Raw genomic sequence first — 25,291 nt, 5'->3', positions numbered from 1 at the left:
CCAAACGCTGACCTGCGCCGGTGAAGCTCCGGCGCATTGACAGCCTGCCGCCCGGCCGAGATATGTTATGTTATAACATTATCAGACGAGGCGGACGTAGATGTGGAGACGCGTTTTTTTCGGCGCGGCGGCGTTTCTGGTCAATGCGAGCGTCGCGGCTCAGCAGGCCTTGCCGCCGATCGAGGTCGGCGCCGTCAGCCCGATCAAGCGCGCCAGGATCGTCTCTCCGCCACAGACTCCCCAAGCGCCCGGCGGGCGCAACCGCAGCGTCGCGGGCTCGAGCGGACCCGAGCCACGCGAAACGGCCGTGGCGCCGCAAGGCGTCCTCCCCATCGTCGCCGATCAGTTCGCGACAGTGACGGTCGTCACCAATGAAGAGCTGCGGCGCTCGCCGGGCGCGACGCTGGGCGACGTGCTGTTCGCCAAGCCGGGCGTCACCGGATCGACCTTCGCGCCCGGCGCGGCGAGCCGCCCCATCGTGCGCGGTCTCGACAATTACCGGGTCCGGATCCAGGAAAACGGCGTCAGCAACAGCGGCGTTTCGGAGCTTGGCGAAGACCACGCCGTTCCGCTCGATCCCGTCGCCGCGAGCCAGGTCGAGGTGGTGCGCGGCCCCGCCACGCTGCGCTGGGGGTCGCAGGCGATCGGCGGCGTCGTGAACGTCGAGAACAACCGCATCCCCACCGCCTTGCCCTGCCGTCTGGCGCTCGTTCCGACGGCCGAAACGCGAGGCTGCTCGGTCGTCGAAACCCGCGGCGCGGCAATGACCGTCGACAACGCATTGGAAAACGCAACGTTGCTCGACGTCCGCCGCGGCAATGTCGCCTTCCATATGGATGTGCACGGGCGTCGCAGCAGCGACTACCTCATCCCCGGCTATCCCTATCTTTTTCCGCCGGATCCGCCCCCGCCGGTTTTCGGACGCCAGCCCAACTCGTCGATGCGCTCGGCGGGCGGCTCGGTCGGCGGCTCCTATTTCTTTGACGGCGGCTTCGTCGGCGTCGCGGTGACGCAGTTCAACTCGCGCTATCACATTCCCGGCGTCGAGCCGACGGAGACCAATACGCGCATCGAGCTTCGCCAGACGCGCGCAACCGCCAAGGGCGAGTTCCGTCCGCAGTCGGCATACATCGAAGCGGTCCGCTTCTGGGCGGGTCTCACCGACTACAAACATCACGAACTCGCCAATGAAGACGGCTTCGACGGCGTTCAGCAGACTTTCACCAACAAGGATCTCGAGGCGCGCGTCGAAACGCAGCTTCGCCCCCTCGACCTGCCCTTCGCGACGGTGACGAGCGCCTTCGGCGTTCAGGGCATGCATCAGATCCTGACGTCGCCCGGACGCGAAGGCGGGCTCTTCGATCCCAATCGCACGCGAAGCGTCGCCGGCTATTGGTTCAACGAGTTCAGACTGACCGACACATCGCGCATGCAGCTTGCCGGGCGCATAGAACATGCGACCGTCTCCGGCGCCTTTCCGGAACTCCTCGTCTCGGGGGAATTTCCCGAATTTCTGATCGAGCCTGGGCTGCAAGTCGCCCGTGTGCGCAATTTCACGCCCAAGAGCGGCGCCTTTGGATTTCTGCAGGATCTGCCGGAAGGAGTCGTCGCGAGTCTGACCGCGCAATATGTCGAACGCGCGCCGCGCGCGCCGGAGCTTTTTTCGCGCGGCATCCATGAAGCGACGGGAACCTTCGACATCGGCAATCCGAATCTCGGGATCGAAGCGGCGAAGACGATCGAAATCGGTCTGCGCCGTCCGATCGGCCCGTTCCGCTTTGAAGCGACGGCTTACCTCACGCGCTTCGACGGCTTCATCTTCCGCAATCTCACCGGCGCGGTCTGCGAGGGCGACATCGCCAGCTGCGCCTTCGATGGCGAGGGCGATCTGCGCCAGGCGTTTTATGCGCAGCGCAATGCGGTCTTTCGTGGCGGCGAATTTCAAAGTCAGCTCGACGTCGCGCCGCTGGCAGGCGGCATATTTGGCTTGGAGCATCAGTTCGACGTGGTTCGGGCGACATTCGTGGGCGGCGGCAACGTCCCCCGCATTCCTCCCGTGCGGCTCGGCGGGGGCCTGTTCTGGCGTGATGCGAACTGGCTGGCGCGCGTCAACCTTCTGCACGCCTTCGCGCAGCGCAATATTGACCCGACCAACGAGACGGCGACGAAGGGCTATAATCTGCTGAGGGCCGAACTCAGCTATCGGATGCTGTTCGATCCGGGCGATCCGCTGAGCCGCGAATTGCGGCTGGGACTCGTCGGCGACAATCTTTTGAACGAGGACATCCGTAACAGCGTCTCCTTCAGGAAGGATGAGGTGCTGTTGCCCGGCGCCAATCTGCGCTTCTTCGTCAACGCGCGCTTTTGAGCGCTTACGAGGCGTTTGCGCTTGATCGCGGGGGCGAAATAGGGCATAGCCGGGCCAACGAAGCGCTGGGCGTCATCCCGGCCAGTTCACCATTGCCGGGGATAGACCGATGAAAGTCCGCAACTCTCTGAAATCTCTGCGTTCGCGCCATCGCGCCAACCAGATCGTGCGCCGCAAGGGCCGCGTCTATGTGATCAATAAGGTGCAGCGCCGCTACAAGGCGCGGCAGGGCTAAGTTTCGTCCGCCTTTTGATTGAGGCGCAAGGAAGAGGGCCGGAGCGAGAGCTCCAGGCCCTTTTTATTTTGGCAAGTCGGCGGGCTAGGGGCTGGCGTGCCCCTGAACCCCCATCAGCGCCAGCACATGGGCGTTCACGCTGCTGCTGAGCGCGTCGACGTCGTAGCCGCCTTCCAGCATCGAGACGACGCGGCCGCCGCAGCGCTGGTCTGCGATCTCCATGATTCTTTTCGTCGCGTCGCCGAAATCGACCTCGCGCAGCCGCAGGCCCCCGAGCGGATCGCGCTCGTGAGCGTCGAAGCCGGCTGAAATCAGGATCAGATCGGGGGCGAAAGCCCGCAGCCGCGGCAGGATCCGGTCGGCGAACGCCTCGTGAAAAGCGTCCCCCGTCGAGCCCGCGAAAAGCGGCGCATTGACGATATTGTCGTGAGCGCCCGTCTCGTTGCGCCCGCCGGTGCCGGGATAGAAGGGGGCCTGGTGCGTCGAGCAGAACAGCACCGTGTCGTCGGCCCAGAAAATCTCCTGCGTGCCATTGCCGTGATGCACGTCGAAGTCGACGATCGCGACCCGCTCCGCGCCATGCGCCGCCTGCGCGTGGCGCGCGGCGACGGCGACATTGTTGACGAAGCAGAAACCCATCGGATTGCGCGTGCCGGCGTGGTGTCCGGGCGGGCGGACGGCGACGAAGGCGTTGTCGGCTTTTCCCGACATGACTTCGTCCACCGCGGCGACGGCGCCGCCTGCGGCATGCCAGACCGCCTCGACCGTCCTGGGACACATCAGCGTGTCGCTGTCGAGCGCCGAATAGCCCTCGCGCGGCGCCGCCTGCTCGAGCGCCGTCAGGTAGGACGGCGGATGGATGCGCTGCAGAATATCCGGCGCGCCTCTGGGGGCGCTCATCCGCGTCAGGAGGTCGAATCGTGGCTGCTCCAGGCCGCGCTGAATGGCGCGAAGCCGCTCGGGCCGCTCCGGATGGCCGGGACCCATCTCATGATGGAGCCCGCTTTCATGTGTGACGAGAAGGGTTTTCAATGCTGCGACGCACTCCAGACGAGCGGCGCTACGCTAATCAAGGTATTGATTTTCGGCATTCCGCAGCTTCCTGTCCACGAAAAAGAAACGGTAAAGGTCAAGGACAGCCCCGGGTCGGTTGCGTGGCGCCCGCGCAACAGTAAGGGAATAATTCCGAAGACGTGATCCCAGCGCCAAAGTTCATGATAAGAAAATCGTAACAACTGTTTTGCGGCGGAAAGGAGTGCCGGAAATGAGTTTCAGACATGTGACGGCGGCAGCGCTTCTCGCTGCCGTTCTGGCTGGGTGCAACGCGGGCTCGCCGCTTCCGGATCCGAGGCTGAGCGGTCGCGACGCTGAATTCATGGCGCTTGCGCCGAAGGCGTCCGTCAGTTCGCAATATGAGCGTTACCTCGTCGACTACAAGACGAATGAGCCCGTTGGCTCGATCATCGTCGATAACCGCTCGAAGTTCCTTTACTATGTGATGCCGGGCGGCAAGGCGGTGCGCTATGGCGTCGCCACCGGCCAGGACGCGATGGCCTTCACCGGACGCGCCTATGTGGGCGGCATGCAGGAATGGCCCCGGTGGATTCCGCCGAAGGACATGCTCGAGCGCTGGCCGCACCTGCAGCCGACCGCCGACGCCGGCGGTCTGCCTGGCGGCCCCGACAATCCGCTCGGTTCGCGCGCGCTCTACCTCTATCAGAACGGCAAGGACACGCTCTACCGCATCCACGGCACCAATGAGCCGGACAAGATCGGACAGGCCGTTTCCTCCGGCTGCATCCGGATGCGCGACATCGACGCGATCGATCTCTACAACCGCGTGAAGGTCGGCACCAAGGTCGTGGTGCTCTAAGACTTCACCCGTTCAACGTTTCTGCGACGCCCTCCGCTCCTGCGCGAGGGCGTCGTCTTTTTTTTGCCGCTGGCGCGCGGCGCCGAGCTTTGCGTGGCCAACCGCAGCGGAGCCGCTCGACCCTGCCGATCGCAAGTGTGCGCCGTCGCACGGCGCCTTGGTTAAGTCGGTCTTAAGGTCGCCATGCTCGCAGGGTGCGGGCGACGGAAGAGGGGGAAATGATCATGCGTCCGACGAAGAGCATGGGCGGCTTAGTCCTAGTGGTTTGCGTTCTGTTTCTGGAATTCGCGGGCGCGGGCGTTTATCTGACGTCGTCCGCGAAAGCCAATCCTTCTGACGTTTGCTATGGCTATGCGATTTGCCAATAAATTTTTGGCGCCTCGCGCAAGTTTTTTGGAACGCGCGCCCTCGCTCCGCGTTTATTTATCGAAAGGCCGGCGCGCCCTAAATCAATGCTCGAAAGAGCGGAGATCAGGAGCGCCGCGCCTTTCAATTTTCGAGAGCTGCAGCAAAAGGCGGAAGGCGGGGCCCGTCATGCGCAATCTGATTTTATATGTGCTGCTATTATTCCTGTTTGCGGCTGGCGTGGCGAGCGCCACGACGGTCCTTGGCCGTCCGTCGCCAAGCGGCGACGACTTCTGCTTCGGATACGCGATCTGCGAATAATCAGGCGGAACGTTTTTGACGCGCCAACTCGCGCAACCGCGCGACGCTGCGCGTCAGCGCGCCGGCTTCGACGCCGATAAACGCCTCTATTCGCCTGCATATCATGTCGGCGGCCTCATAAACGCGCTTCTTGAAGGGCGCGACCAGCTCGCCCGCCCAGGCGCGAATGGCGAGGACCACAGAATAGAGCTGGCGGAAGCGCTCCATCTGCATCAGCTTGTCTCGGCAGATGTCGAAAAGAAACGACATGACGCCGAGCGCCACCGTTTTAGCGACAAGGATCGCGAAAAGCCCGCTCAGCACATGTCCGTGGGCAATCAATTCGAAACCGACCAGCTTCGCCGGCACGATAGCGACGAGCGGCGCGATGAACACGCCCAGAGTCTTCACCGGCGTCAGCGTCGCCACGAATTCTTTGAACTGCTGCTCGTAGCGTTCCAGACCAAGCGCATGGCCCAGATCGTGAAGCCATTGGCTGAAATGGTCCCATAGCCAGGTTTCGATAAGGAAGAGGACCGCGAGCGTGAACCACAAGGCGTCTTTGAGGCGCCGTTTCCAATCTTCCATACCGTTTCCTCTCACATCCGGCGGGCGCGTAGCGCCGGCGCGCCGTCTTCAGCGTAAAGCGAAAGCGTATCGCCAGCGACCGACCATCGTCGCACGGAGGCGAGCAGGGACAGGAAGCGCGTCTCCTGCCGCATGACCGCCGGAGGGCAGGCCATGCGCGTCGTCGCCGGAGCGGCGATCGTCAGGTTCTCGCCGTCGGCCTTGTAGGCCGCCTGGTACCGGTTGCACGGACCTCTGCCGGAAAGCCGAGAGTCGGCGCCAAATCTCAGGGAGACCGTCGAACCGGACGCCGGAGCCGCGTCGTCCAACGCCTCGACTCGCCAATCGCCAAGCAGGGCGTTCTTCGGCGCCGCCGCGCCCGAGGCGGCGACAAGCGAGAAAAACAAAGCGGCGGCGATCAATCGCATTTGCGGCGAGCCTCCACGAGCGCTTCCTGAAAGACCGGCGCTTCGGGCGAATGACGTCGCCCGATCATAGACCAGTTCAAATGTGAATGGCGCGCTTCGCGACGGCGAAGGCGGCCTCGCGAATCGCTTCGGAGAGGGTCGGATGGGCGTGGCAGGTGCGCGCGAGATCCTCCGCCGAGCCGGAAAATTCCATCAGGACAGCTGCTTCGGCGATCAATTCGCCCGCCGCCGCGCCGAGAATATGGACGCCGAGCACCCGGTCGGTCGCGGCGTCGGCGATGATCTTCACGAAACCGTCGGTCGCGCGCATCGCCCGCGCGCGACCATTGGCGGTGAAGGGGAATTTGCCGATCGAGACGGCGATCCCGTTCGACTTCGCGTCTTCCTCGGTGATGCCGACCGCGGCGACTTCCGGCATTGTGTAGACGACGCTGGGAATGACGCCGTAATTCACATGCCCCGCCTGTCCGGCGAGGATTTCGGCGACGGCGATGCCTTCATCCTCGGCCTTATGGGCGAGCATCGGCCCGCGCACGACGTCGCCAATGGCGTAGACGCCGGGAACATTGGTCGCGAAGCCTTCGTCGATGACGACGCGCCCGCGCTCCAGGGCGACGCCGGCGTCTTCGAGCCCCAGACCCTGCGTGAAGGGGATGCGGCCCGTCGCGATGAGCACCGCGTCGGCGTCGATCTTGTCGGACGTCGCGCCGTCCACCGAAGAATAGGAAACGACGGCGCGCAAGTTCTTGCCGGCGCCCGCGCGTTCAACGCCCGTCACCTTGGAGGCAAGACGGAATTGGAAGCCCTGTTTTTCAAGGATCTTCTGGAAGCGGGAGGCGATTTCGAGATCGAACCCGGGAAGGATGCGATCGAGATATTCGATCGCGATCACTTCGGTCCCCAGCCGCCGCCAGACCGACCCGAGCTCAAGTCCGATAACGCCCGCGCCGACCACGACAAGGCGCTTGGGCGGCTTTGCCAGCGCCAATGCGCCGGTCGACGAGAGAATGAGCTTCTCGTCGATCGCGATCTCTTTGCCGGAAGCGTCGCGCAGCGGCGCGACGATCGACCCCGTCGCGAGAACGACGTTTTTCGTTTCGAGCGTCTGGACGGCCCCATCCGCGGCCGTGACTTCGACCTGCCCGGCGCCCTTTAGGCGTCCGACGCCACGAAACGAGTCAATCTTGTTCTTCTTGAACAAAAAGGCGACGCCGTTGACGTTCGCGCCGACGGTGTCGTCCTTGTGCTTCATCATCGCCGGAAGATCGAGCCGCGGCGGATCGACCATCACGCCGAGCGGCGCGAGACCATGCGCCGCTTCCTCGAACATATGCGAAGCATGAAGCAGCGCCTTCGACGGAATGCAGCCGACGTTGAGGCATGTGCCGCCGAAGGTCGGGTCCTTTTCGACGACGGCCGTCTTCAATCCGAGTTGCGCCGCGCGGATCGCGCAAACGTAACCGCCCGGACCGGATCCGATCACGATAAGATCGTAGGTCATGTCATCCGCATTTCAAAAATGGCGCCGCCAACGAGTTTGGTTGCTCAGACCAACGCATCTGAGATGAACCTTCAGTAAACGCCGCTCCTTGGAATCAGCCCGCGGCCCACACGAAAATGAGCGTCGCGAGGACGCCGAGCGCCGTCTGACCGATCTCGAGACGCCCCCAAAGGTCGATGACCTTGCGCGCTTCATGCGCCGCATTGGCCTCGATCAGCGCCAGGATGCGATTATTGAGCGGCACGATGGCGAGGTAGGTGTACGGCCAGCTGGCGATCGCGACGAGCGCGCCGAACAGCCATCGGATGTCGTCGAGTTCGCGAAAGGCGATGAAGCCGAATAATGCGGCAAGAAATGCGAAACTCGCGAGCACGATGAAGCCGCGGTGATCGGAGGGCTCCCATTCCTTGATGAGCGCATCGTCGCTCAAGGCGAGCCGCGCTGGTTGTTCAACATAGTTGACATAGAGCGAAGCGCCGGTGAAAGCGCCGGCCGTCGCGAGCGCAAGCGAACCAATAATCATTCAAGCGTCCTTTGGCGGTGGGCGAATGGCTCGGCGGTTTGGCGAATCGACCGCCGACCGCCGACCCGCCGCAGCTTCTCTTAAGCCGATTCGATCGCTTCCTCGTCGCAGACGACGCGGGAGCTGCTCTCGGCTTCCGCGGCGACGTCGATTTTCACCGCCTTCACCGCGTCCTTCTCTTTGTTGCGATCGGTGAAATGGTCGAAGAACACTCTCATGGCGCGATCGACCCCGTAAGGATTGATGCGTCGTGTGTCCTCCCGATAGAACATCGGCACGTTGGGGGAAACGGTGGCGAGATCATAGGAAGGGAGATAGGCGATGTTCGGCCTTGCACGGACGACTTCGTCGGCGGCGGCGCGCAGGATCGCCTTGACGGCGCAGTTCGATTCAATGACGTGCCGGTCTTCATAGGTCGCGATAATGCCGACCGGCGACACGCTGAGCACGATTCGAACCTTGGGATTGACCTCACGGATGCGGTCGACCGCGGCGGTGAAATCGCGCACGACCTCGCTGACCGTCATGTTGTAGAATTCGTAGACGCCCGGGTCCCATTCGCCGCCGGCGACGCCGGGCGCAAGCTGCAGGATCGCGCCGTCCGGCTTATGACGCCATGTCTCGGTGTGGCCGAAGGTGAAAACGAAGACGTCCATCGTCTCAAGCATATGGCGGACTGCGGCGAGATGCCGCTCGCGATCGGCGCGCATCTCGTCGAGCGTGGCGTATCCGTCGGGCTCGATGCGCGGCCGGAACGGATCGACGAAGCGGCCGTCTTCCGGACGGTTCCAGAAATCGAGCTGCGGCGTGAATCGCCCATAGGCGCGATCGATCAACTGCAACAGCTGAGCGGTGGTGTAGAGATTGCCGTAGCGGCAGGAATACATCGAGTAATTGCGGCGCAGCGCCTCATCGGCCGACATGCCGGCCGGCGGCTGCTCGGCGAGGTAATAATGGAAACCGCTCGCCTGCAGGCGCATCGCGATCTCCTGCGCGAAGCAGCTGCCCGCGGTCGCGACCTTGTCCTGCGGCGAAATCTTGAAAGGCGTGCGAATGATCGGATCGAGCGCGAAGGGCGGCAGCGACGTCACCGCCTTGCGCCAAAAGCGATGGTCGGGTAGGGAGCTATAGGGGTTCTCCGCCATGGTCGCACTCCTTTCTGATCCGCCGATTCGGTCGGGGATCGCGTTTTTTCTCGCGTGTTCGCGAGCCGCCTTCTGGCGTCGCAACATAGACGGCGCCCGCCCGCTTGTCACCCGGCGGCGCCGCTGAGAACGCCCGCGCCGTCGCCAATCCGTGAAAGACCGCATGTTAACGCAGGTTGACAGACAGATTCTAAAATCCTGGCGGCAATACGCCGTCGAGCCGAGGATCGCGAAATTCACCGGCCGCGTCATGCGCAACACCGGTCCGCGGATCGCCATCATCGGCAACTGCCAGAGTTTCGGCGTCGCCTATGCGATGAAAGTGCTCGATCCAAGCGCGACGGTCGATCATTTCTCGATGATCGCCCGCGCGCGCTCGACGATGGGGCTCTTCGCCAAGACGCTGGACACCTACGACTACGTCTTCTCGCACGATTTCCTTGACGGTCACGTGCGCGGCGGCGGATCTGAGGAATTGTGCAGGCGTCTGCCGAAGACGATGATCTTTCCCGCGATCACCTTCGCGGCATTTCATCCCGATCTCGTCTATATCCACGATCTGTCGCGCATGCACGGATTCGTCTGCGGGCCGATCGGCCCCTATCATTCGGCGATCGCCCTTTTCGCCTATCGCAAGGGCTTGTCGGTCGAGATGGCGAACGCGCTCTTCAACGAGAACGTCTTTGACGCGCTTGGCTATTTCGACATGTGGAACGCCGCCTCGCGCGAACTGCTCGACGGGACGCTCCAAAGATTCGGCCTCGATCTGTCAGCCGAGCTGATGAACTGGTCGCGCCGCGGCGTCTTCATGTACAGCACTGTGCATCCCATGAGCTTCGTGCTGTTCGATCTCTCCAGGAAGCTTTTCGAGAAGGTCGGATTGAAGCCGCGGACCGTGAATTTCAACTATTACGCCATCCATGATCTCGCGCGCAGCGAGATCTTCCCGATCTATCCGCCGATCGCCAAGCGCTATGGGGCGCAGGGCGGCTATATGTTCAAGCTGCAGAACCACCATATCTCGACGACGGTCGGCGACTTCCTGACGCTGCCGCAGTACATCGCGTCCTGCTACAATATCTACAGCAAGCACGATGCGTCGCAGCTCAGCAATGCGCGCGTCGACGCCTGGCTCGCCGACGAGGCGACGAGCGGATTGCTGATGCGGTTGGCGCGCGAGAATTTCGTCGCGGGCCTGACGCCGACGCTGTGAGCGCTTGCTACGATTCCGGTCTGAACCGTTTGCGTCAGTCCCGACGCGCGGACGCGCGTGATCTGGAATCCAGAGCCACATTCATGATGCTGTCGTGATTTCCGGATTCCCGGTCAGGCCGTGGGCCTGCCTGGAATGACAGGCCTCGTTCCTTACCAGCGCGTGTCGAATCTCGCGAGGTTGAACGGCGGCTTGTAGGGGTGCAGCGGGTTTTCGCCGCTGAAGGGCTTCGTCACCGTGAGAATGCGCTCGCGATGTTTCAGGGGCGCGAATCCGGAAGGTTCCAGCGCGCCGGTGAAGCCGAGGAGGTGCGCGGGATCGATATTGACCTTGAACCCCGGCGGGGGCCGCATCCAGCTCTGCGCGACGACGTCCATATAGGCCGTCTTCAGCATGTGGTTGAGGCCCCACTGCGTCGGCACGAAGCACGATTTCGACGAATCCGACATGTCCCAGTAATAGGTGTCGGGCCGCAGTTCGAGCGTGCCGTCGCCTTCGAAAACCGCGATGGAGTTGTCGTGCATCAGGTGTCGCACTTCGGCGAAGCCCGCGAAGGGATCGACGAGATGGTAGTAGACGCCGAGGCAGAGAATGATGTCGAAGGTCTCGTTGAGCTTCGAGGCTTCGTAGATCGACACGCTCTGATTGATCTCGACATTTGATTTCAGAAGTTTCTTCGCGAGACGCAGGCCCGCGCCGCTCGCCCAGTTCTGGCTCACGTCGTCCGTGGCGAGAACGCGCTTGGCGCCGCGCCGTTCGGCGTAAAAGCTCCAGAAACCGTCCCAGCAGCCGATTTCGAGCACGCTCTTGCCGGTAAAATCGATCTTGTCGAGTTCGCTTTCGATGAAGCGCCAGATGCGGCGGTGATCCTCGGCCTGCGAAACGCTGACGGCGCGCAGCCCGTCGCCGAAATCGAATTCATGGTACCAATGAATCGAGTCAATTTCCTTTTGCAGCGCTTCGCGCGAAGCTGCGTCCTGCACGTCCATCGAATGTTCCCTGGATAATTGATGCGTCAGGCGCGCGAAAGCGGGCGCGCGCTATCGCGGCGACGGCCGGAGTTTGCCTTTATTCCGCGCTCCACGCAAGGCGAGGGCGGACGACGCCGACGCCGTCGATCCTCTCCATCTCCGCCGCGAAGGCGCGTATGCGCGGCGCGATCTCCTCGCGGAAACGCGAGCCGTTGAAGACGCCGTAGTGGCCGACGCCTTTCTGCACGTAATGGCTCTTGCGGGCCGCGGGTATGCCGGCGCACAGATCCAGCGCGGCTTCGGTCTGGCCGACTCCCGAGATGTCGTCCTTTTCGCCCTCGACGGCGAAGAGCGACGTGCGCCTGATCGCCTTGAGATCGATCAATTGGCCGCGGTGGCGAAACAGCCCGAGCGGCACCTGGTGACGGATGAACACGCGATCCACCGTCTGAAGGTAAAATTCCGCGGTCAGATCCATCACGGCGAGATATTCGTCGTAAAAATCGCGGTGCTTCTCGGCGGAGTCGCCGTCGCCTTCAACGAGGTGGTTGAACATTTCGAGATGCGCCGAGATGTGCCGCTCGAAGTTCATCGACATGAAGCCGGAGAGCTGCAGGAAGCCCGGATAGACCTGGCGTCCCATGCCGGCGTGCGGGAACGGCACCGTGTGGATGCAGTGGCTGCGGAACCAATCGATGCCGCGCTGCTGCGCAAGCTTGTTCACGGCTGTCGGATTGACCCGCGTGTCGATCGGGCCGCCGATCAGCACCATGGATTCCGGAACGTCGGGATCCTCTTCCGCCTCCATCGCCGCGATGGCGCAGATCAGCGGCACGGAGGCCTGGCAGACGCCGAGCGTATGCACCGGCGTTTCGGTCGCGCTCGGCGCGAAGAAACGCATGATGTCGCAGAGATAGTCGACGTAATCGTCAAGATCGAAGGAGCCGTCGACGAGCGGCACCGTGCGCGCGTCGCTCCAGTCGGTGATGTAGACGTCATGGGTGGGCAGGAAGGCTTCGACCGTGCCGCGCAACAGCGAAGCGTAATGGCCGGACATCGGCGCGACGATCAGCAACTTCGACTGTTTGGGGGCGGCGCCCGGAAACTGCCGGTTGAAATGCAGTAGGCCGCAAAAGGGCCGGCTCCACACGATCTCCTCGACGATCTCGACCTCTGCGCCGTCGACAACGGTCGTGTCCAAGCCGAACAGCGGCTTCCCGTAGCGGCGGGTCATTCGCTCGAAGAGCTCCGCCGAGGCGGCGATGCTCCGCCCCATCGAGGTATGGTGCAACGGGTTGAGCGGATTCTTCACCGCGTGCAGCATCGCGTCCGTCGCCGCTCGCGCCGGCGCGAAGGCCAAGTGCATCATTTCGTAGAGCTGGTACGACATCCGGTCCATCTGCACGCTTCTCCCGCCACCCCCACCGCAGCCGCCGCGCTACGTGTTTCATGTTGCACTGCACAATTGCCGTATAACACATTCAAGATGGGCAAATTTAAAAATCAGACCAGCAGAGCCGTTCGCGGCCGCGGCCAATATTCGCACTTCCGTCATACTCTCTCAGCCAAGGCCCCGATTGCAAGCGCAAACCAGAGCATGGCAACAGAACGCCGGTAGAGCGCGAGGGCGCGCTCAATATCGGCGGCGTTCGCCTCGCGCCTGCCTTCGCCGAGACTGGCGCCGTCGACCGTGACGGCGCCGTACTCGCGTGGCCCGCCAAGCTTGAGGCCGAGGGCTCCGGCGGCCGCCGCCTCGGGCCAGCCGGCGTTGGGAGAGGCGTGATGCGGCGCATCGCGCCAGGCGATGGCGAACGCCTTGGAAGGCGAGGCTCCGCTGAGCGAAAAGGCGCCCAACGCCAGCAGGCCGGCGGCCGCTCGAGCGGGGATGAAGTTCATCAGATCGTCGCAGCGCGCCGCGGCCCAGCCGAAGGCGTAATAGCGCGCCGACTTGTGCCCGATCATGCTGTCGGCGGTGTTCACGGCCTTATAAGCGAGCGCTCCAGGCAGTCCGAAGATCGCGAGCCAGAGCGCCGGCGCGACGACGCCGTCGGAGAAATTTTCGGCAAGGCTTTCGATCGCCGCGCGAGCGACGCCGGCGTCGTCGAGCGCGGACACGTCGCGGCCGACGATCTTCGCCACCGCCTTTCGACCCTCTTCGACAGAAATCGCCAGGGCGTGCGCGACTTCGGCCACGTGGCCATGCAGGCTGCGCTGCGCGAGAAGGCTCGAGGCGGCGATCGCGAGCGCGATCCAGCCGAGCGGAAGCGCGAGCGCCACGCGCTGCGCAACGACGCCAATTCCCACGGCTGCGAGAAGGAGCGTCGCAAGAGCGCCGGCGCCCTTCAGCCCCCTGAGCGCAAAGGAATCGCTCTCCCGGTTGAGCTCTCGGTCGAGCGCATCGATGAACGCGCCCATCCACGTCACGGGATGGCCGATCCTGCGGAAGAGCGCGTCCGGGTAGCCGGAGCCCGCCTCGATGGCGAGCGCCAGGAGCGCAAGCCCGAAGTTCACCGCCCGAAGAGCGCGGTGATCGACGCCTTGGCGAGCGCGTTCTGATTGATCGTGAAGCCGGCGATGGCGGTGCGGCCATGGGCGGCGTCGCCGAGCTTATCAGTCTTCAGCGCGTAGACGGTGAACACGTAGCGGTGCGGCTTGCCGGGCGGCGGGCAGGGGCCGCCATAGGCCTTGTCGCCAAAGTCCGTCTCCAGATGATGCGCGCCGGGCGGTAGGTTTTTCCCAGATGCCTCGCCGGCGCCCCGCTTCAGGCCCCGAACGTCGGCCGGAATATCGACAACGAGCCAGTGCCAGAAGCCGGCGCCGCCCGTCGGCGCATCGGGATCGTGCACGGCGACAGCGAAGCTCTTAGTGCCCGCCGGGGGTTCGCTCCAGTTCAGCTCCGGCGAGACGTTCTCGCCGGTGCAGCTCATGGAATCATAGACATGCTTCATGTCGATCTTCTTGCCTTCGGCGATGTCGGGGCTCGTGAGTTCGAATGCGTGGGCGCCGCTCGAATCCGCGGCGGCCAGCGCAATAAGGCCGAGAAACGACGTAACTCTGCGCAACATGGATAAGTGCTCCTCAAATCTGGAAATCGCCGCATATTTTAGCGGATCGGCGCGGCGGTGTCGCGCGTCCGCGCTTCGCGCTAAAGAGGGCGCATGAGCGATGCGGGAAGTGGGCATGCCTTGCGCCGCGGCTGGACGACGGGCGCCTGCGCGACGGCGGCGACGCGCGCCGCCTTCGAGGCGCTGGCGACGGGCGGGCCGCCTCCAGATCCGGTCGAGATCGCGTTGCCTTCGGGAAAGCGCGTCGCCTTCGCGCTGGCGACCTTCGAGCGCGCCGAGGATTTCGCCCGCGCCGGCGTCGTCAAGGACGCCGGCGATGATCCCGACGTCACGCACGGCGCGCTCATATGCGCGCGCGTGCAACGTGGGGCGCCCGGCGCCGGCGTGCGTTTCTTCGCGGGGGAAGGCGTCGGCATGGTGACTCGTCCCGGACTCCCGGTGCCGCCCGGCGAACCTGCGATCAATCCCACGCCGCGCAAGATGATGACCGAGGCCATCAAGGAGGCGAGCGCCACGCTCGGCGTTAACGCGGACGCGGACGTCGAGATTTCTGTCCCTGGCGGCGAGGACCTCGCCAAACACACGCTGAACGGGCGCCTGGGGATCGTCGGCGGCCTGTCCATTCTCGGCACGACCGGAATCGTCACGCCTTTTTCCTGCGCCGCCTGGATCGACAGCATCCATCGCGGCGTCGACGTGGCGCGCGCCAGCGGGCTGACCCATGTCGCAGGCACGACGGGCTCCACGTCCGAAGCCGCGGTGCAGCGGCTCTATGATTTGCCCGAGACGGCGCTCATCGAAATGGGTGATTTCGTCGGCGGGCTGTTGAAATATCTTCGCACGCATCCGGTGGCGCGGGTGACGATCGGCGGCGGTTTCGCAAAGATGACCAAACTTGCGCAGGGACGGCTCGATCTTCACTCGGGGCGCTCGAGCGTCGATTTTGCGCAATTGGCGCAAACCGCCCGCGAAGCCGGCGCGGGCGAAGAGATCGCGCCGCTCATCGCCAGCGCCAATAGCGCGCTCGAAGCCTTGCAGATCGCGCAGGGCGCGGGCGTCGATCTCGCAACGCCGATCGCGCGCGGCGCATGGAGAACCGCCGCGCGCGCGCTCGATACGGCGGAGAGCGAATTGGAGATCATCATCTTCGATCGCGAGGGCGCGCTGCTGGCGCGCACGCCGTTTCAAAGAGTTCACACATGAACGACAATCCGCATCTGACCCTTGTGCTCGGCGGCGCGCGCTCCGGCAAGAGCGCCTATGCGGAGCGCCTCATCGTCGCGCATCCGGCGCCTTGGACCTACATTGCCACCGCAGAGATTCTTGACGATGAAATGCGCGCGCGCGTCGACGCGCATCGCGCGAGACGCGCCGAGAGCTGGCGCACGATTGAAGCGGCGCAGGCGCTTGTCCATGCGATTGGCGACGCACCGGCCGATCGCCCGCTGCTTGTTGATTGCCTCACGTTCTGGCTCAGCAATAGGTTGCTGGCAGGCGCCGATCTTTCAGCTGATCGCGCCGCTCTCGTTGATGCGTTATCACGCCGCTGCGCGCCGACGGTCGCCGTCTCGTCCGAGGTGGGACTGTCCATCGTCCCAGACAATGCGCTGGCGCGTTCCTTTCGGGATGCGGCAGGCGAATTGCATCAAGCGATTTCGCGGGTTGCGGGCAGGGTCGTCCTTGTCGTCGCAGGCAATCCGCTGACGGCGAAGGGGCCGCCGATCCTCTGATCTGCTTGCGCATGACGCAGGCAGAAATTTTTGCCAGCTATTTTCAAGGAGAAACTTCATGACGCGTCATTCGCAGATCGCACGCAAGCTTATCGCAGCCGCCGTGACGGCTTTTCTCGCAGTCAACGCTGCGTCGGCCGCTGAGCGCCTGGCGCCCTATGGCGCGAATCTCTCCGAGACTTCGGTGTCGGGGCTGTCGTCCGGCGCCGCCATGGCCGTACAATTTCATGTCGCGCATTCCGGCGTCGTGAAAGGCGCGGGGATCCTCGCCGGCGTGCCTTATGACTGTGCGGAGCAGAGTTCCAGCCGCGCCACCAGCAATTGCATGAAGCCGGACGCGGCCCATCCGGTCCCCGATCCCGCGCATCTGAAGGGGCTAACCGATTCGCTTGCGCGCGCCGGGGCCATCGACGACGTCGCCAATCTCAACGACGCGCGCGTCTGGCTGTTTTCCGGCCGTAACGATGGGGTGGTGCTTCCTGTCGTGATGGATGCGACGCGCGATTATTACGCGCATTACGTGCCGCCGGACCGCATCGTCTATCGCAAGGACATTGGCGCGGGCCACGCCATGGTGACCGAGGATTTTGGCGACAAGGACTGCGCCGCGACAAAGGCGCCTTTCATCGTCGACTGCGATTTTGACGCCGCCAAAGCCCTGCTCGAACAGATTTACGGTCCGCTCAATCCGCCGAGCGCGCAGCCCGCGGGGAAATATCTGGAGTTTGACCAAAAGGAATTTCTGCCGGACGGCAGCGCCTATAATCACAGCATGAGCGACGTCGGCTACGCTTATATTCCGCATGTCTGCGCGCTCGAGACATGCCGCGTGCATGTCGCGCTGCATGGCTGCAAGCAGCAGGCGGCCCAGATCGGCGACGATTTCTACAAGCATGTCGGCTACAATCGTTGGGCGGACACGAACCACATCATCGTGGTCTATCCGCAGACGATCAGCCGCTGGGGTTGGGGCTGGCCCTTCTACACGTTGAATTTCGTGCTGAATCCCAACGCCTGCTGGGATTGGTGGGGCTATGACAGCGCCGAGCACCACACCAGGAAGGGACCGCAGATCGCCGCCCTTCGCGCGATGGTGGACAGGCTCGCGACGAAGCCGTGAGTCAGGCGCTGGTCAGTCCTTTCTCAGAGACGCGGCCTTCTTCGGCCGCTCCTCAGGATGGAGATCTTACCCACTCCTCATGCTGAGGAGCCGCTGAAAGCTGCGTCTCGAAGCACGAGGAGTGCGGAGTCTGAGCAGGAGTCGAGCAGTCAGCCGCCCGCCGCTTTTAGTCCCTTCTCCAGATCGGCGATGATGTCGTCGATGTGCTCGAGACCGATCGAGAGGCGCACATAGCCGGGCGTGACGCCCGAGGCGAGCTGCGCTTCCTCGGCGAGCTGCGAATGCGTCGTCGTCGCCGGATGAATGGCGAGGCTGCGCGCGTCGCCGATATTTGCGACGTGATAGAACATCTCCAGCGCGTCGATGAATCTGCGGCCGGCTTCGAGGCCACCCTTCAGTTCAAAGCCGAGCAGCGCGCCATAGCCGCCCTTCAGATAGGCGTCGGCGCGCCGGCGCGTCTCGCCGGTTTGCTGCGACGGATGAATGACGCGCGTCACCTCGCTGCGCTTGCTCAGGAAGTCGACGACCTTCTGCGTGTTCTGCACATGGCGCTCCATGCGCAGCGTCACCGTCTCGACGCCCTGAAGCGTCAGAAAGGCGTTGAACGGGGAAGGCGCGGGGCCGAGATCGCGCAGCAGCGTCGCGCGCGCCTTGATGATGTAGGCGACCGGCCCGATCGGCTTCACCGCCTCCACCCACTTCGCGCCGTGATAGCTCGGATCCGGCGTATTGAGCGCCGGCTGACGCTGCGGGAATTTTTCCCAGTCGAAATTGCCGGAATCGATGATCGCGCCGCCGATCGATGTGCCGTGGCCGCCGAGATATTTCGTCGTCGAATAGACGACAATCGCGGCGCCATGATCAATCGGCCGGCAGAGAATCGGCGCTGCGGTGTTGTCCATGATCAGCGGAACGCCGAGTTCGCGTCCGATCGCCGCCACTTCGGCGATTGGAAACACGGTGAGCTTGGGATTGGGCAGCGTCTCGGCGTAATAGGCGCGCGTGCGTTCGTCGGTGGCGCGGCGGAAATTCTCGGGGTCGGCCGGATCGACGAAGCGCACCTCGAGCCCCTGGTCCTTCAGCGTATTGGCGAAGAGATTCCAGGTGCCGCCGTAAAGATCGGTTGACGATACGACATTGTCGCCGACGCGCGCGAGATTTTGCAGCGACAGCGCCGACGCCGCCTGTCCGGACGCAAGCGCCAGGGCCGCGACGCCGCCTTCGAGCGCGGCAAGCCGCGCCTCGAGCACGCCGGTCGTCGGATTGCCGATGCGGGTATAGATGTGGCCGAGTTCCTTCAGCGCGAAAAGATTGGCGGCGTGCTCGGTGTCGCGAAACTGATAGGAGGTCGTCTGATAGACTGGAACGGCGACGGCGCCGTTGGTCTCATCCGCGCGCCATCCGGCGTGGAGCGCAATTGTTTCGGCGTGCTTGCTGTCGACGGCCATCATCTTTCTCCCGGCGTGAGCGTAAGCTCAATAAATGAAAGCGCCCGCGCGCGCTACATGCTGCGTCCCATTGCTAGTTTTACGAGCTCCTCCATTTACGGGCGGGGCTGATCCTTCGCGCAATCGCAAGCCGCCCAGGAGTTCGACATGAGGAAACGAATCGCCGTCGTCGCAAGCCTTGCGGTCGTCTGTTTCGCGCCAGCGGCGTTGGCCGAAGAACAGCAGCAGACACAGCAGGAGCAGCCGCAGCAGCAACAGGCGCAGCAGCCAGAACAGACTCAGCAACAGCCGCAGACGCAGCCGCAGCAACAGACGCAGCATCAGCAGGAGCAGGGCGTTACGTCGGGACCCGCCGCAGGCACGCCGGTCGAGCCCTCGGGTTCTGTGCAGAAGGACAATCCCAAGGCGGAGGACGTCAATCCGACGGGCGTCTCGGGTCCAAGCGGAACTTCCGCCGGCGCGCCTGCCGTCGAGGGAAAGAAGGGAACCCAGAGCGGCAAGGAATGGGTTCCGCCAGAAGAGATCAGGCCGAAGAAGGGGCCGACCTCATAGCGTCCGTGCAGGCTGCGGTGGGCGCAGAGAAAACGCCAGGCAATTGCTATTTGTGAATCGATCGGCGGCTTCGCGACGATTGTGCGACTGCGCTCAACGTCGTGACAGTCGCCGATCGCGCGTCAACAGGCGCGCGAGTGAACATGCAAATCCAAGCTGAGCGTTATTTCTTGAGTCGAGAGACTCGCCGACTATAATCCGCCCGGGCCAGAAATGAGCGCAACCCCGCGACTCGGGCCAAATTCCAAAGGGGGAATCGCCAAATGAAGAAAATACTGCTGTTGACGGCCGCGATCGCTGCGGGCGCAATTTTCTCCGCGCCGGCGCGCGCCGAGGATCAGAGCGAAGCGCCCGCTGCGATGAGCGCTGCGCCGGCTGAGACGGCGGCGCCCGCCGCGCCCGAACCGAGCGCCGCTCCGGCCGCCGAGAGCAAGCCCGTCATTCCCCCGGATTCGGAATGGGTGCATCCCACCAAGTAATCCATTTCGCTGCATTTCCCGTTCGCGGGAAGTGCAGCGGTTCGCGAATCAAAGCGTCGCACGAAGACGCTTTCGCTCACTTCAGCGCCGACATTGCGATGCGTCAGGACGCCAGCGGGACATCGCCGGCGTCTTTAAACGCGCGCGCGGCGCAGGCGAGCGCGAAGGCGTATTCAAGCGCCGTGTCTTCAAGCGATTCGAACCGGCCCGAGGCGCCCGCGTGGCCAGCGCCCATATGGGTGAACAGCAACACGGGCCCGCCGTCGCTCATCGTCGCGCGAAGCTTCGCGACCCATTTGAGCGGCTCCCAATAGGTGACTCGAGGATCGGTCATTCCGGCGATGGCGAGAATCGGCGGATAGTACTGTGCGCGTACGTTGTCGTAGGGCGAATAGGACGCAAGAAGGTCATAGGCTTCGACGCTGGCGACGGGATTCCCCCATTCCAGCCATTCGGGCGGCGTCAGCGGAAGATCCTCGCGCAGCATCGTGTTCAGCGTGTCGACGAAGGGCACGCCGGCGATGATCCCCGCGAAGAGCTCCGGGGCCTCATTGGCGACGGCGCCCATCAGCAGACCGCCCGCTGATCCGCCCTGAGCGACGACGCCGCCTTCCTTCGTATAGCCGGCCGAGACGAGATGGCGCGCGCAATCGATGAAGTCCGCGAAGCTGTTCTGCTTTTTTTCAAGCTTGCCGTCTTCATACCAGCGCCAACCCTTGTCCGTTCCGCCGCGAATGTGGGCGCGGGCGTAGACAAAGCCGCGATCGACGAGCGACAGCACGTCTTCGTTGAAGCCTGCCGAAAGCGCGTAACCATAGGCGCCGTAGCCGTAGAGCAGCAGCGGCGCGCCTTCGCCGCCGGGCGAAAAGTCGGCGCGATGCAAAAGCGTGATCGGCACGCTTTCGCCGTCGCGGGCGGTCGCGAAAAAACGCCGCGTCACATAGTTCTTCGGATCGTGTCCGGAGGGAATCTCCTGGCGCTTGCGCAAGACGCGCGTGCGCGCATCCATGTCGTAATCATAGGTCTCGTCGGGCGTCGTCATCGACGAATAAACAAAGCGCAGGATATTGGTGTCGAATTCGAGCCCAGGATCGATCGACAGCGCATAGGCTTCTTCTTCGAAATGGATCGCATGTTCATCGCCGCTCGATAGCGCGTGGATGACGATCTTCGGCAGGGAATTTTCCCGAAGCAGCCAGATAAGATGGCGCGCATAAACCGTGAAGGAGTCGATCATGACGCCGTGGCGGCAGTGAACGACGTCCTTCCAGTTTTCGCGGCCGGGCTCGGCGAGCGGCGCGACGGAAATGCGGTAATCATCGGCGCCATCGGCGTTGTTGCGGATATAAAGCATCTCGCCATGCGGCTCGACGTCGTAGCGCAGCCGTGGTTCGCGCGGCGTGACGATGCGTGGCGCGGGACTGTCGACGCGAAGGTCGATAAGCCAGCATTCCGACGCGTCATGGCCGTGGATCGACACGATCGCGAAGCGCCGGCATTGGCTTTCGTGCAGTCCGACGAACCAGCCGCTGTCCAATTCCTCGATGACCAGCGTATCGTCGGCGGGATCGGTTCCGACTTCGTGCCGGAAGATTTGCGAGGTGCGATGGTTCTCGTCGACCAGCACGTAGTAATAGGCTTTCGAATCGGCGCGCCAGACGATCGTGCCGTCGCTGTCGCTCACGATGTCGTCGCGATCGGCGCCGTCGCTCAGCGCACGCGTGCGGATGTCGTAGAATTCCGAACCCGCGTCGTCGACGCTCCAGGCGAGCTGCGCGTGATCGGGCGCATGCGCCGCATCGCCGATGTCGAAGAAGTCGTGGCCTTTGGCGAGCGCGTCGCCGTCGAGGAGGACGGTTTCGGCGCCGCCTTCCCGCGGCGTCCGGCAGTAGAGCGGATGTTCCGCGCCTTCGTGGAAGCGCTCGTAATAGGCGAAAGGCCCGTCAGGCTCGGGAACGTCGCTGTCGTCCTCCTTGATGCGCCCGCGCATCTCGGCGACGAGCGCCGTCCGCAGGTCTTTGAGCGGCGCCATGACCTGATCGCAATACGCGTTCTCCGCTTTGACCAGCGTGGCGATCTCATCGGGAAGCGTCTCGGGGTCGCGGAGCACCTCGCGCCAGTTCTTCGCGGCGAGCCATTCGTATGAATCGTCGAGCACGCGCCCGTGCACGACTTTCCGCGTGTGGCGCGTTGCGGCGACGGGCGGCGCCGCGCCGGCGAGATCGAACCGGCAATCCGATATTTTCTTCGCCGAATCGCGTGTCATGCGATCAATCTCCGCCATTGTCATTGGAGGCTTTTTTATCACTGCTTCGCAGCGCAGCGCAGAGATCTTTCGCGCGGCTTGAAATCGAAGCAATTTGTAAATCAATCGCGCCTTAGCCTTGCCGTAAACCACCCGTCCACTTTGGATGAGGAGCGATTCATGCGTTACTACCACGCGGCGCTCAATCCGGTTTCCGTCGGCGAGCGCCGACACTCCCAAGCTCGCGGCGTCCCCGTTCGCCGCATATCGACGCCGCGGCGTCTGGCATGGAAGATCGTTTATTCGAGCTTCATCGCGGGCGTCGCCATCTACGTCTGGTGGCGGCGTTAGGGACGTTTTCGGCGCTGCTGCGGTGCATCAAAGACAAACTGTGCGAAATCGCCTAAGCTTCAGCCGCGGCCGAGGAAGATGCGCGCTTCGCGCATGAGGGACTCAGAGCCGCGACTGAGCACCACACGGCGTCGCGGCGCGCCTTCCAGCAAAGAAGAAGCGTAGATGTTTACGAGCATGAAGAGCATTGCCGCTGGCGTCCTTTTCGCCAGCCTTTCGGTCGGCGCCGCCGCGCTCGCCGAGCCGAAACCCTCAGCGACCGCTGACGCCGCGCCGACCACCTGGGCGCCGCCCGCGGAAATTGCGCCGAAGGCCGCCGCGCCGTCAGAAGCGGCTGCGCCGAGCGCCGAAGCGCCCGCCGCGACGCAGCCGGCGACGCACGCTCCAGCGGCGAAAACGCATGCGGAGAAGGACAAGGACTGCCGTTCGCAGGCCGACGCCAAAGGGCTTCACGGCAAGGAGCGCAAGCACTTCAAAACGGAGTGTCTGAAGGGATGATAAATCCGCCGGTCGCCTCGGGCGGCCGGCGGCGCGCTACAGCGCTTATCGATCACATGGAAATAATGTGATCGATAAGGTGTCGCTCGAAACAAAAGCGTCGCAGCAGGTTCTTTTTGGACGCTGGTCTAGTAGACGCGGTCGATGCAGAAGTCGACGACTTCGAGCAGCGCGCTCTTCCACGGCGACGCCGGAAAAATCTCCATCGCGTCGCGCGCGATGGCGCCGTAATGCGTCGCGCGCTCGATGGTGTCGTCGAGCGCCTTGTGCTTTTTCATCAGACCGCAGGCCGTCTCGACGTCGCCGTCCTTGATCTCGGCCTTCTCCAGCGTGCGCCGCCAGAATTCGCGTTCCTTCTCATTGCCGCGCCGGAAGGCGAGCACGACGGGCAGCGTGATCTTGCCCTCGCGGAAATCGTCGCCGACATTCTTGCCGAGCTTGGCCGAGGAGCCGCCGTAATCGAGCGCGTCGTCGATGAGCTGGAAGGCGATGCCGAGATTCATGCCATAGCTGCGCGCCGCGGCCTCGTCGGCCTTCGGCTTGCCGCCGAGCATCACCCCGACTTCGGCCGCGGCGGCGAAAAGCTCCGCCGTCTTGCGGCGGATGACGCCCATATAGGCGTCCTCGGTCGTGGTCGTGTCTTTCGCGGCGTTGAGCTGCATGATCTCGCCTTCGGCGATCACCGCCGCGGCTTGTGACACCACGGTGAGCGGCGCGATGAAGCCTGGCTCGACCATCATCTTGAAGGCGTGGCCGAGCAGGAAATCGCCGACGAGCACGCAGGTCTGATTGCCCCACAGCATGCGCGCGGCGATCTTGCCGCGGCGCATGTCGCTTTCATCGACGACGTCGTCGTGGAGCAGCGTCGCCGTGTGCATGAACTCAATGCCGGCGGCGAATTTCAGATGTCCGTCGCCCTTGTAGCCGCACATGCCGGCGGTCGCGAGAACCAACATCGGCCGCAGACGCTTGCCGCCGGCGGAGATGAGATGGTTCGCCACCTCGGGAATCGTCGTAACGTCGGAGCCCATGCGCTGAATGATCAGCTGATTGGTCCGCTCCAGGTCGGGCTTGATGAGTTCGAGGAGGCTGTCGAGGCCGGCGTCCTTTTTCTCATCTAGCGGAATGACGATACCCACGGACCCCCCTTAAGCCTTGCGCTTTGTCGGCGCGAACTTACGGCTTTGGGATGGAGGCGGCAAGTCGGCGGCAGAGGCGGCGCGCGGTAGAGCCCCCTTCCTATCCCTCCCCCGCTTCGCGGGAGTGGGGACGCCAATGAGCGGCGCCATGGAGGAACGCCGCGATAGCGATGAAGCGCCACGATCGTTGAAGCGTCGAGTCTGCTCGCTCTCCCGTGAAGCGGGGGAGGGCTGGGGAGGAGGTTGACGCGAATGCCCTTGCTCGCCGCGCTGCATCATGGGAGTTTTCGGCGCCCATGAACGACGCGCGTTTGGACGATTTTCTCGACGGACGCCTGCGCCTGCGTCAAAGCGCCGCCGGCCATCGCGCCGGCACGGACGCGGTGCTGCTCGCCGCCGCGACGCCGGAAGATCAGCGGGGACTCATTCTCGACGTCGGCGCCGGCGTCGGCGCGGTGGGGCTGATCGCCGCGCTGCGCGCCCCTGCCGCGAGCGTCGGCCTTGTCGAGATCGACCCCGAGAGCTGCGCGCTGGCGCGCGGGAATGTCGCCGCGAACGCGCTCGAGGCGCGCGTGAGCGTCTACGAAGCCGACGTTCTCTCCGCGAAGTCGCGGCGCAGCGCCGGGCTGATCGATGAAAGCGCGGCGCTCGTTCTCACCAATCCGCCGTTTCATGACGCGGGCAAGGTGCGCGTGACGCCCGACGCCGCCAAGGCGCGCGCCCATGTCGCCAGCGCGCCGCTCGCCGACTGGATGCGCGCCTGTCTCGCGCTGCTCGCGCCGGGCGGCGCCTTCGTGATGATCCACCGCGCCGACGCGCTCGCCGAATGTCTCGCCGCGATCGAGGGAAGGTTGGGGGGCGTCTCGATCGAGCCGATTCACACGCGCGCCGACGCGCCGGCGACGCGCATTCTTCTGCGCGGCGTCAAAGGCTCGAAAGCGCCGCTGTCGATTCTAAAGGCGATCGTCGTCTAACGGCGTTTTGGCGGTTCTACAGCGCTGCATTACCACCCTCATCCTGAGGAACCGCTTCGATCTGAGATCGAAGCGGCGTCTCGAAGGACGAGGGTGAGAGGAACGGCTATAGCTTCCTCGTCCTTCGAGACGCGAGCTTCGCTCGCTCCTCAGGATGAGGAAGCAGTATGCGCTGCGATCTCTATTTCGCTGGCTCACGGGAGCTTCGCTTGGCGCTCGCG

At 63.9% G+C, this 25,291-nt stretch carries 25 protein-coding genes; 12 read left to right on the top strand and 13 right to left on the bottom strand.

Features of this window, described 5'->3' with window-relative positions; all coding sequences use genetic code 11:
- Positions 1-100: 100 nt before the first annotated feature.
- Entirely contained in the window at positions 101-2,368 is a 2,268-nt protein-coding gene (locus tag AC0X69_RS05680; RefSeq protein WP_482612131.1) for a TonB-dependent receptor, read from the top strand.
- Between the two features lie 109 nt (positions 2,369-2,477).
- Positions 2,478-2,603, top strand: coding sequence for a type B 50S ribosomal protein L36 (ykgO, locus tag AC0X69_RS05675; protein ID WP_482612129.1), 126 nt, complete (start codon positions 2,478-2,480; stop codon positions 2,601-2,603).
- Positions 2,604-2,687: 84 nt separating this feature from the next.
- On the opposite strand, the gene AC0X69_RS05670 is transcribed toward ykgO, so the two are convergent.
- Positions 2,688-3,635 (bottom strand): histone deacetylase family protein, encoded by a 948-nt coding sequence (locus tag AC0X69_RS05670; RefSeq protein WP_482612127.1) that lies wholly within the window; start codon positions 3,633-3,635, stop codon positions 2,688-2,690.
- Between the two features lie 232 nt (positions 3,636-3,867).
- On the opposite strand from AC0X69_RS05670, the gene AC0X69_RS05665 reads away from it, so the two are divergent.
- Positions 3,868-4,476 carry a L,D-transpeptidase gene (locus AC0X69_RS05665; RefSeq protein ID WP_482612125.1) on the top strand — a complete coding sequence of 203 codons (609 nt, stop codon included), beginning with the start codon at positions 3,868-3,870 and terminating at the stop codon, positions 4,474-4,476.
- 666 nt (positions 4,477-5,142) lie between these two features.
- On the opposite strand, the gene AC0X69_RS05660 is transcribed toward AC0X69_RS05665, so the two are convergent.
- From AC0X69_RS05660 to AC0X69_RS05640, 5 genes are all read right to left on the bottom strand, one after another.
- The gene (locus tag AC0X69_RS05660; RefSeq protein WP_482612123.1) at positions 5,143-5,709 is read right to left on the bottom strand and encodes a hypothetical protein; all 567 of its coding nucleotides are present in this window, start codon (positions 5,707-5,709) and stop codon (positions 5,143-5,145) included.
- A gap of 11 nt (positions 5,710-5,720) precedes the next feature.
- The gene (locus tag AC0X69_RS05655) at positions 5,721-6,116 is read right to left on the bottom strand and encodes an META domain-containing protein (protein WP_482612121.1); all 396 of its coding nucleotides are present in this window, start codon (positions 6,114-6,116) and stop codon (positions 5,721-5,723) included.
- 76 nt (positions 6,117-6,192) lie between these two features.
- Positions 6,193-7,617, bottom strand: a complete 1,425-nt coding sequence (lpdA, locus tag AC0X69_RS05650; RefSeq protein ID WP_482612119.1) for a dihydrolipoyl dehydrogenase — start codon at positions 7,615-7,617, stop codon at positions 6,193-6,195.
- A 94-nt stretch (positions 7,618-7,711) separates the two neighbouring features.
- Positions 7,712-8,140 (bottom strand): anthrone oxygenase family protein, encoded by a 429-nt coding sequence (locus tag AC0X69_RS05645; protein WP_482612117.1) that lies wholly within the window; start codon positions 8,138-8,140, stop codon positions 7,712-7,714.
- Between the two features lie 80 nt (positions 8,141-8,220).
- Positions 8,221-9,285, bottom strand: a complete 1,065-nt coding sequence (locus tag AC0X69_RS05640; RefSeq protein ID WP_482612115.1) for a GSCFA domain-containing protein — start codon at positions 9,283-9,285, stop codon at positions 8,221-8,223.
- 163 nt (positions 9,286-9,448) lie between these two features.
- Between AC0X69_RS05640 and AC0X69_RS05635 the strand changes: the two genes are divergently transcribed.
- Positions 9,449-10,498 carry a WcbI family polysaccharide biosynthesis putative acetyltransferase gene (locus AC0X69_RS05635; protein WP_482612113.1) on the top strand — a complete coding sequence of 350 codons (1,050 nt, stop codon included), beginning with the start codon at positions 9,449-9,451 and terminating at the stop codon, positions 10,496-10,498.
- A gap of 152 nt (positions 10,499-10,650) precedes the next feature.
- On the opposite strand, the gene AC0X69_RS05630 is transcribed toward AC0X69_RS05635, so the two are convergent.
- The 4 genes from AC0X69_RS05630 to AC0X69_RS05615 all read right to left on the bottom strand — a co-directional run bounded on the left by AC0X69_RS05630 (position 10,651) and on the right by AC0X69_RS05615 (position 14,534).
- Positions 10,651-11,487, bottom strand: coding sequence for a class I SAM-dependent methyltransferase (locus AC0X69_RS05630; RefSeq protein ID WP_482612111.1), 837 nt, complete (start codon positions 11,485-11,487; stop codon positions 10,651-10,653).
- Positions 11,488-11,566: 79 nt separating this feature from the next.
- Positions 11,567-12,868, bottom strand: a complete 1,302-nt coding sequence (locus tag AC0X69_RS05625) for a polyhydroxyalkanoate depolymerase (protein ID WP_482612109.1) — start codon at positions 12,866-12,868, stop codon at positions 11,567-11,569.
- A 152-nt stretch (positions 12,869-13,020) separates the two neighbouring features.
- The gene (gene cbiB, locus AC0X69_RS05620) at positions 13,021-13,980 is read right to left on the bottom strand and encodes an adenosylcobinamide-phosphate synthase CbiB (protein ID WP_482612107.1); all 960 of its coding nucleotides are present in this window, start codon (positions 13,978-13,980) and stop codon (positions 13,021-13,023) included.
- The gene (locus AC0X69_RS05615) at positions 13,977-14,534 is read right to left on the bottom strand and encodes a YbhB/YbcL family Raf kinase inhibitor-like protein (protein ID WP_482612105.1); all 558 of its coding nucleotides are present in this window, start codon (positions 14,532-14,534) and stop codon (positions 13,977-13,979) included. The genes cbiB and AC0X69_RS05615 overlap by 4 nt, the downstream gene beginning before the upstream one ends.
- A gap of 93 nt (positions 14,535-14,627) precedes the next feature.
- On the opposite strand from AC0X69_RS05615, the gene AC0X69_RS05610 reads away from it, so the two are divergent.
- From AC0X69_RS05610 to AC0X69_RS05600, 3 genes are read left to right on the top strand one after another with little or no spacing between them, the layout of a single operon-like run.
- Positions 14,628-15,737 carry a cobalt-precorrin-5B (C(1))-methyltransferase gene (locus tag AC0X69_RS05610; RefSeq protein ID WP_482612103.1) on the top strand — a complete coding sequence of 370 codons (1,110 nt, stop codon included), beginning with the start codon at positions 14,628-14,630 and terminating at the stop codon, positions 15,735-15,737.
- The gene (gene cobU, locus AC0X69_RS05605; RefSeq protein WP_482612101.1) at positions 15,734-16,264 is read left to right on the top strand and encodes a bifunctional adenosylcobinamide kinase/adenosylcobinamide-phosphate guanylyltransferase; all 531 of its coding nucleotides are present in this window, start codon (positions 15,734-15,736) and stop codon (positions 16,262-16,264) included. Before AC0X69_RS05610 ends, cobU begins: the two co-directional genes overlap by 4 nt.
- Positions 16,265-16,322: 58 nt before the next feature.
- Complete coding sequence (locus AC0X69_RS05600) at positions 16,323-17,384, top strand: extracellular catalytic domain type 2 short-chain-length polyhydroxyalkanoate depolymerase (protein ID WP_482612099.1); 1,062 nt, start codon at positions 16,323-16,325, stop codon at positions 17,382-17,384.
- Positions 17,385-17,533: 149 nt separating this feature from the next.
- Here the strand turns inward: AC0X69_RS05600 and AC0X69_RS05595 are convergent, their stop codons facing one another.
- Positions 17,534-18,832: an O-acetylhomoserine aminocarboxypropyltransferase/cysteine synthase family protein gene (locus AC0X69_RS05595; protein WP_482612098.1), complete on the bottom strand. Its 1,299-nt coding sequence runs from the start codon at positions 18,830-18,832 to the stop codon at positions 17,534-17,536.
- Between the two features lie 147 nt (positions 18,833-18,979).
- Here AC0X69_RS05595 and AC0X69_RS05590 point away from each other — a divergent pair, with 147 nt between their 5' ends.
- Together AC0X69_RS05590 and AC0X69_RS05585 are read left to right on the top strand one after the other, a co-directional pair.
- Positions 18,980-19,384: a hypothetical protein gene (locus AC0X69_RS05590; protein ID WP_482612096.1), complete on the top strand. Its 405-nt coding sequence runs from the start codon at positions 18,980-18,982 to the stop codon at positions 19,382-19,384.
- Positions 19,385-19,647: 263 nt separating this feature from the next.
- Positions 19,648-19,863 (top strand): hypothetical protein, encoded by a 216-nt coding sequence (locus AC0X69_RS05585; protein ID WP_482612094.1) that lies wholly within the window; start codon positions 19,648-19,650, stop codon positions 19,861-19,863.
- Between the two features lie 103 nt (positions 19,864-19,966).
- Here AC0X69_RS05585 and AC0X69_RS05580 read toward each other — a convergent pair whose 3' ends face one another.
- The gene (locus tag AC0X69_RS05580; protein WP_482612092.1) at positions 19,967-22,129 is read right to left on the bottom strand and encodes a S9 family peptidase; all 2,163 of its coding nucleotides are present in this window, start codon (positions 22,127-22,129) and stop codon (positions 19,967-19,969) included.
- Positions 22,130-22,288: 159 nt separating this feature from the next.
- Between AC0X69_RS05580 and AC0X69_RS05575 the strand changes: the two genes are divergently transcribed.
- Together AC0X69_RS05575 and AC0X69_RS05570 are read left to right on the top strand one after the other, a co-directional pair.
- Positions 22,289-22,459, top strand: a complete 171-nt coding sequence (locus AC0X69_RS05575; RefSeq protein ID WP_482612090.1) for a hypothetical protein — start codon at positions 22,289-22,291, stop codon at positions 22,457-22,459.
- Between the two features lie 165 nt (positions 22,460-22,624).
- Complete coding sequence (locus AC0X69_RS05570; RefSeq protein WP_482612088.1) at positions 22,625-22,957, top strand: PsiF family protein; 333 nt, start codon at positions 22,625-22,627, stop codon at positions 22,955-22,957.
- A 128-nt stretch (positions 22,958-23,085) separates the two neighbouring features.
- Here AC0X69_RS05570 and AC0X69_RS05565 read toward each other — a convergent pair whose 3' ends face one another.
- Positions 23,086-24,096 carry a polyprenyl synthetase family protein gene (locus tag AC0X69_RS05565; RefSeq protein ID WP_482612086.1) on the bottom strand — a complete coding sequence of 337 codons (1,011 nt, stop codon included), beginning with the start codon at positions 24,094-24,096 and terminating at the stop codon, positions 23,086-23,088.
- A 296-nt stretch (positions 24,097-24,392) separates the two neighbouring features.
- On the opposite strand from AC0X69_RS05565, the gene AC0X69_RS05560 reads away from it, so the two are divergent.
- The gene (locus AC0X69_RS05560; protein WP_482612084.1) at positions 24,393-25,070 is read left to right on the top strand and encodes a tRNA1(Val) (adenine(37)-N6)-methyltransferase; all 678 of its coding nucleotides are present in this window, start codon (positions 24,393-24,395) and stop codon (positions 25,068-25,070) included.
- The last annotated feature ends 221 nt before the right edge of the window (positions 25,071-25,291 follow it).

Source organism: Methylocystis sp. Uni0008 (genome assembly GCF_056838045.1).
This window is presented reverse-complemented; position numbering and strand designations above follow the sequence as displayed.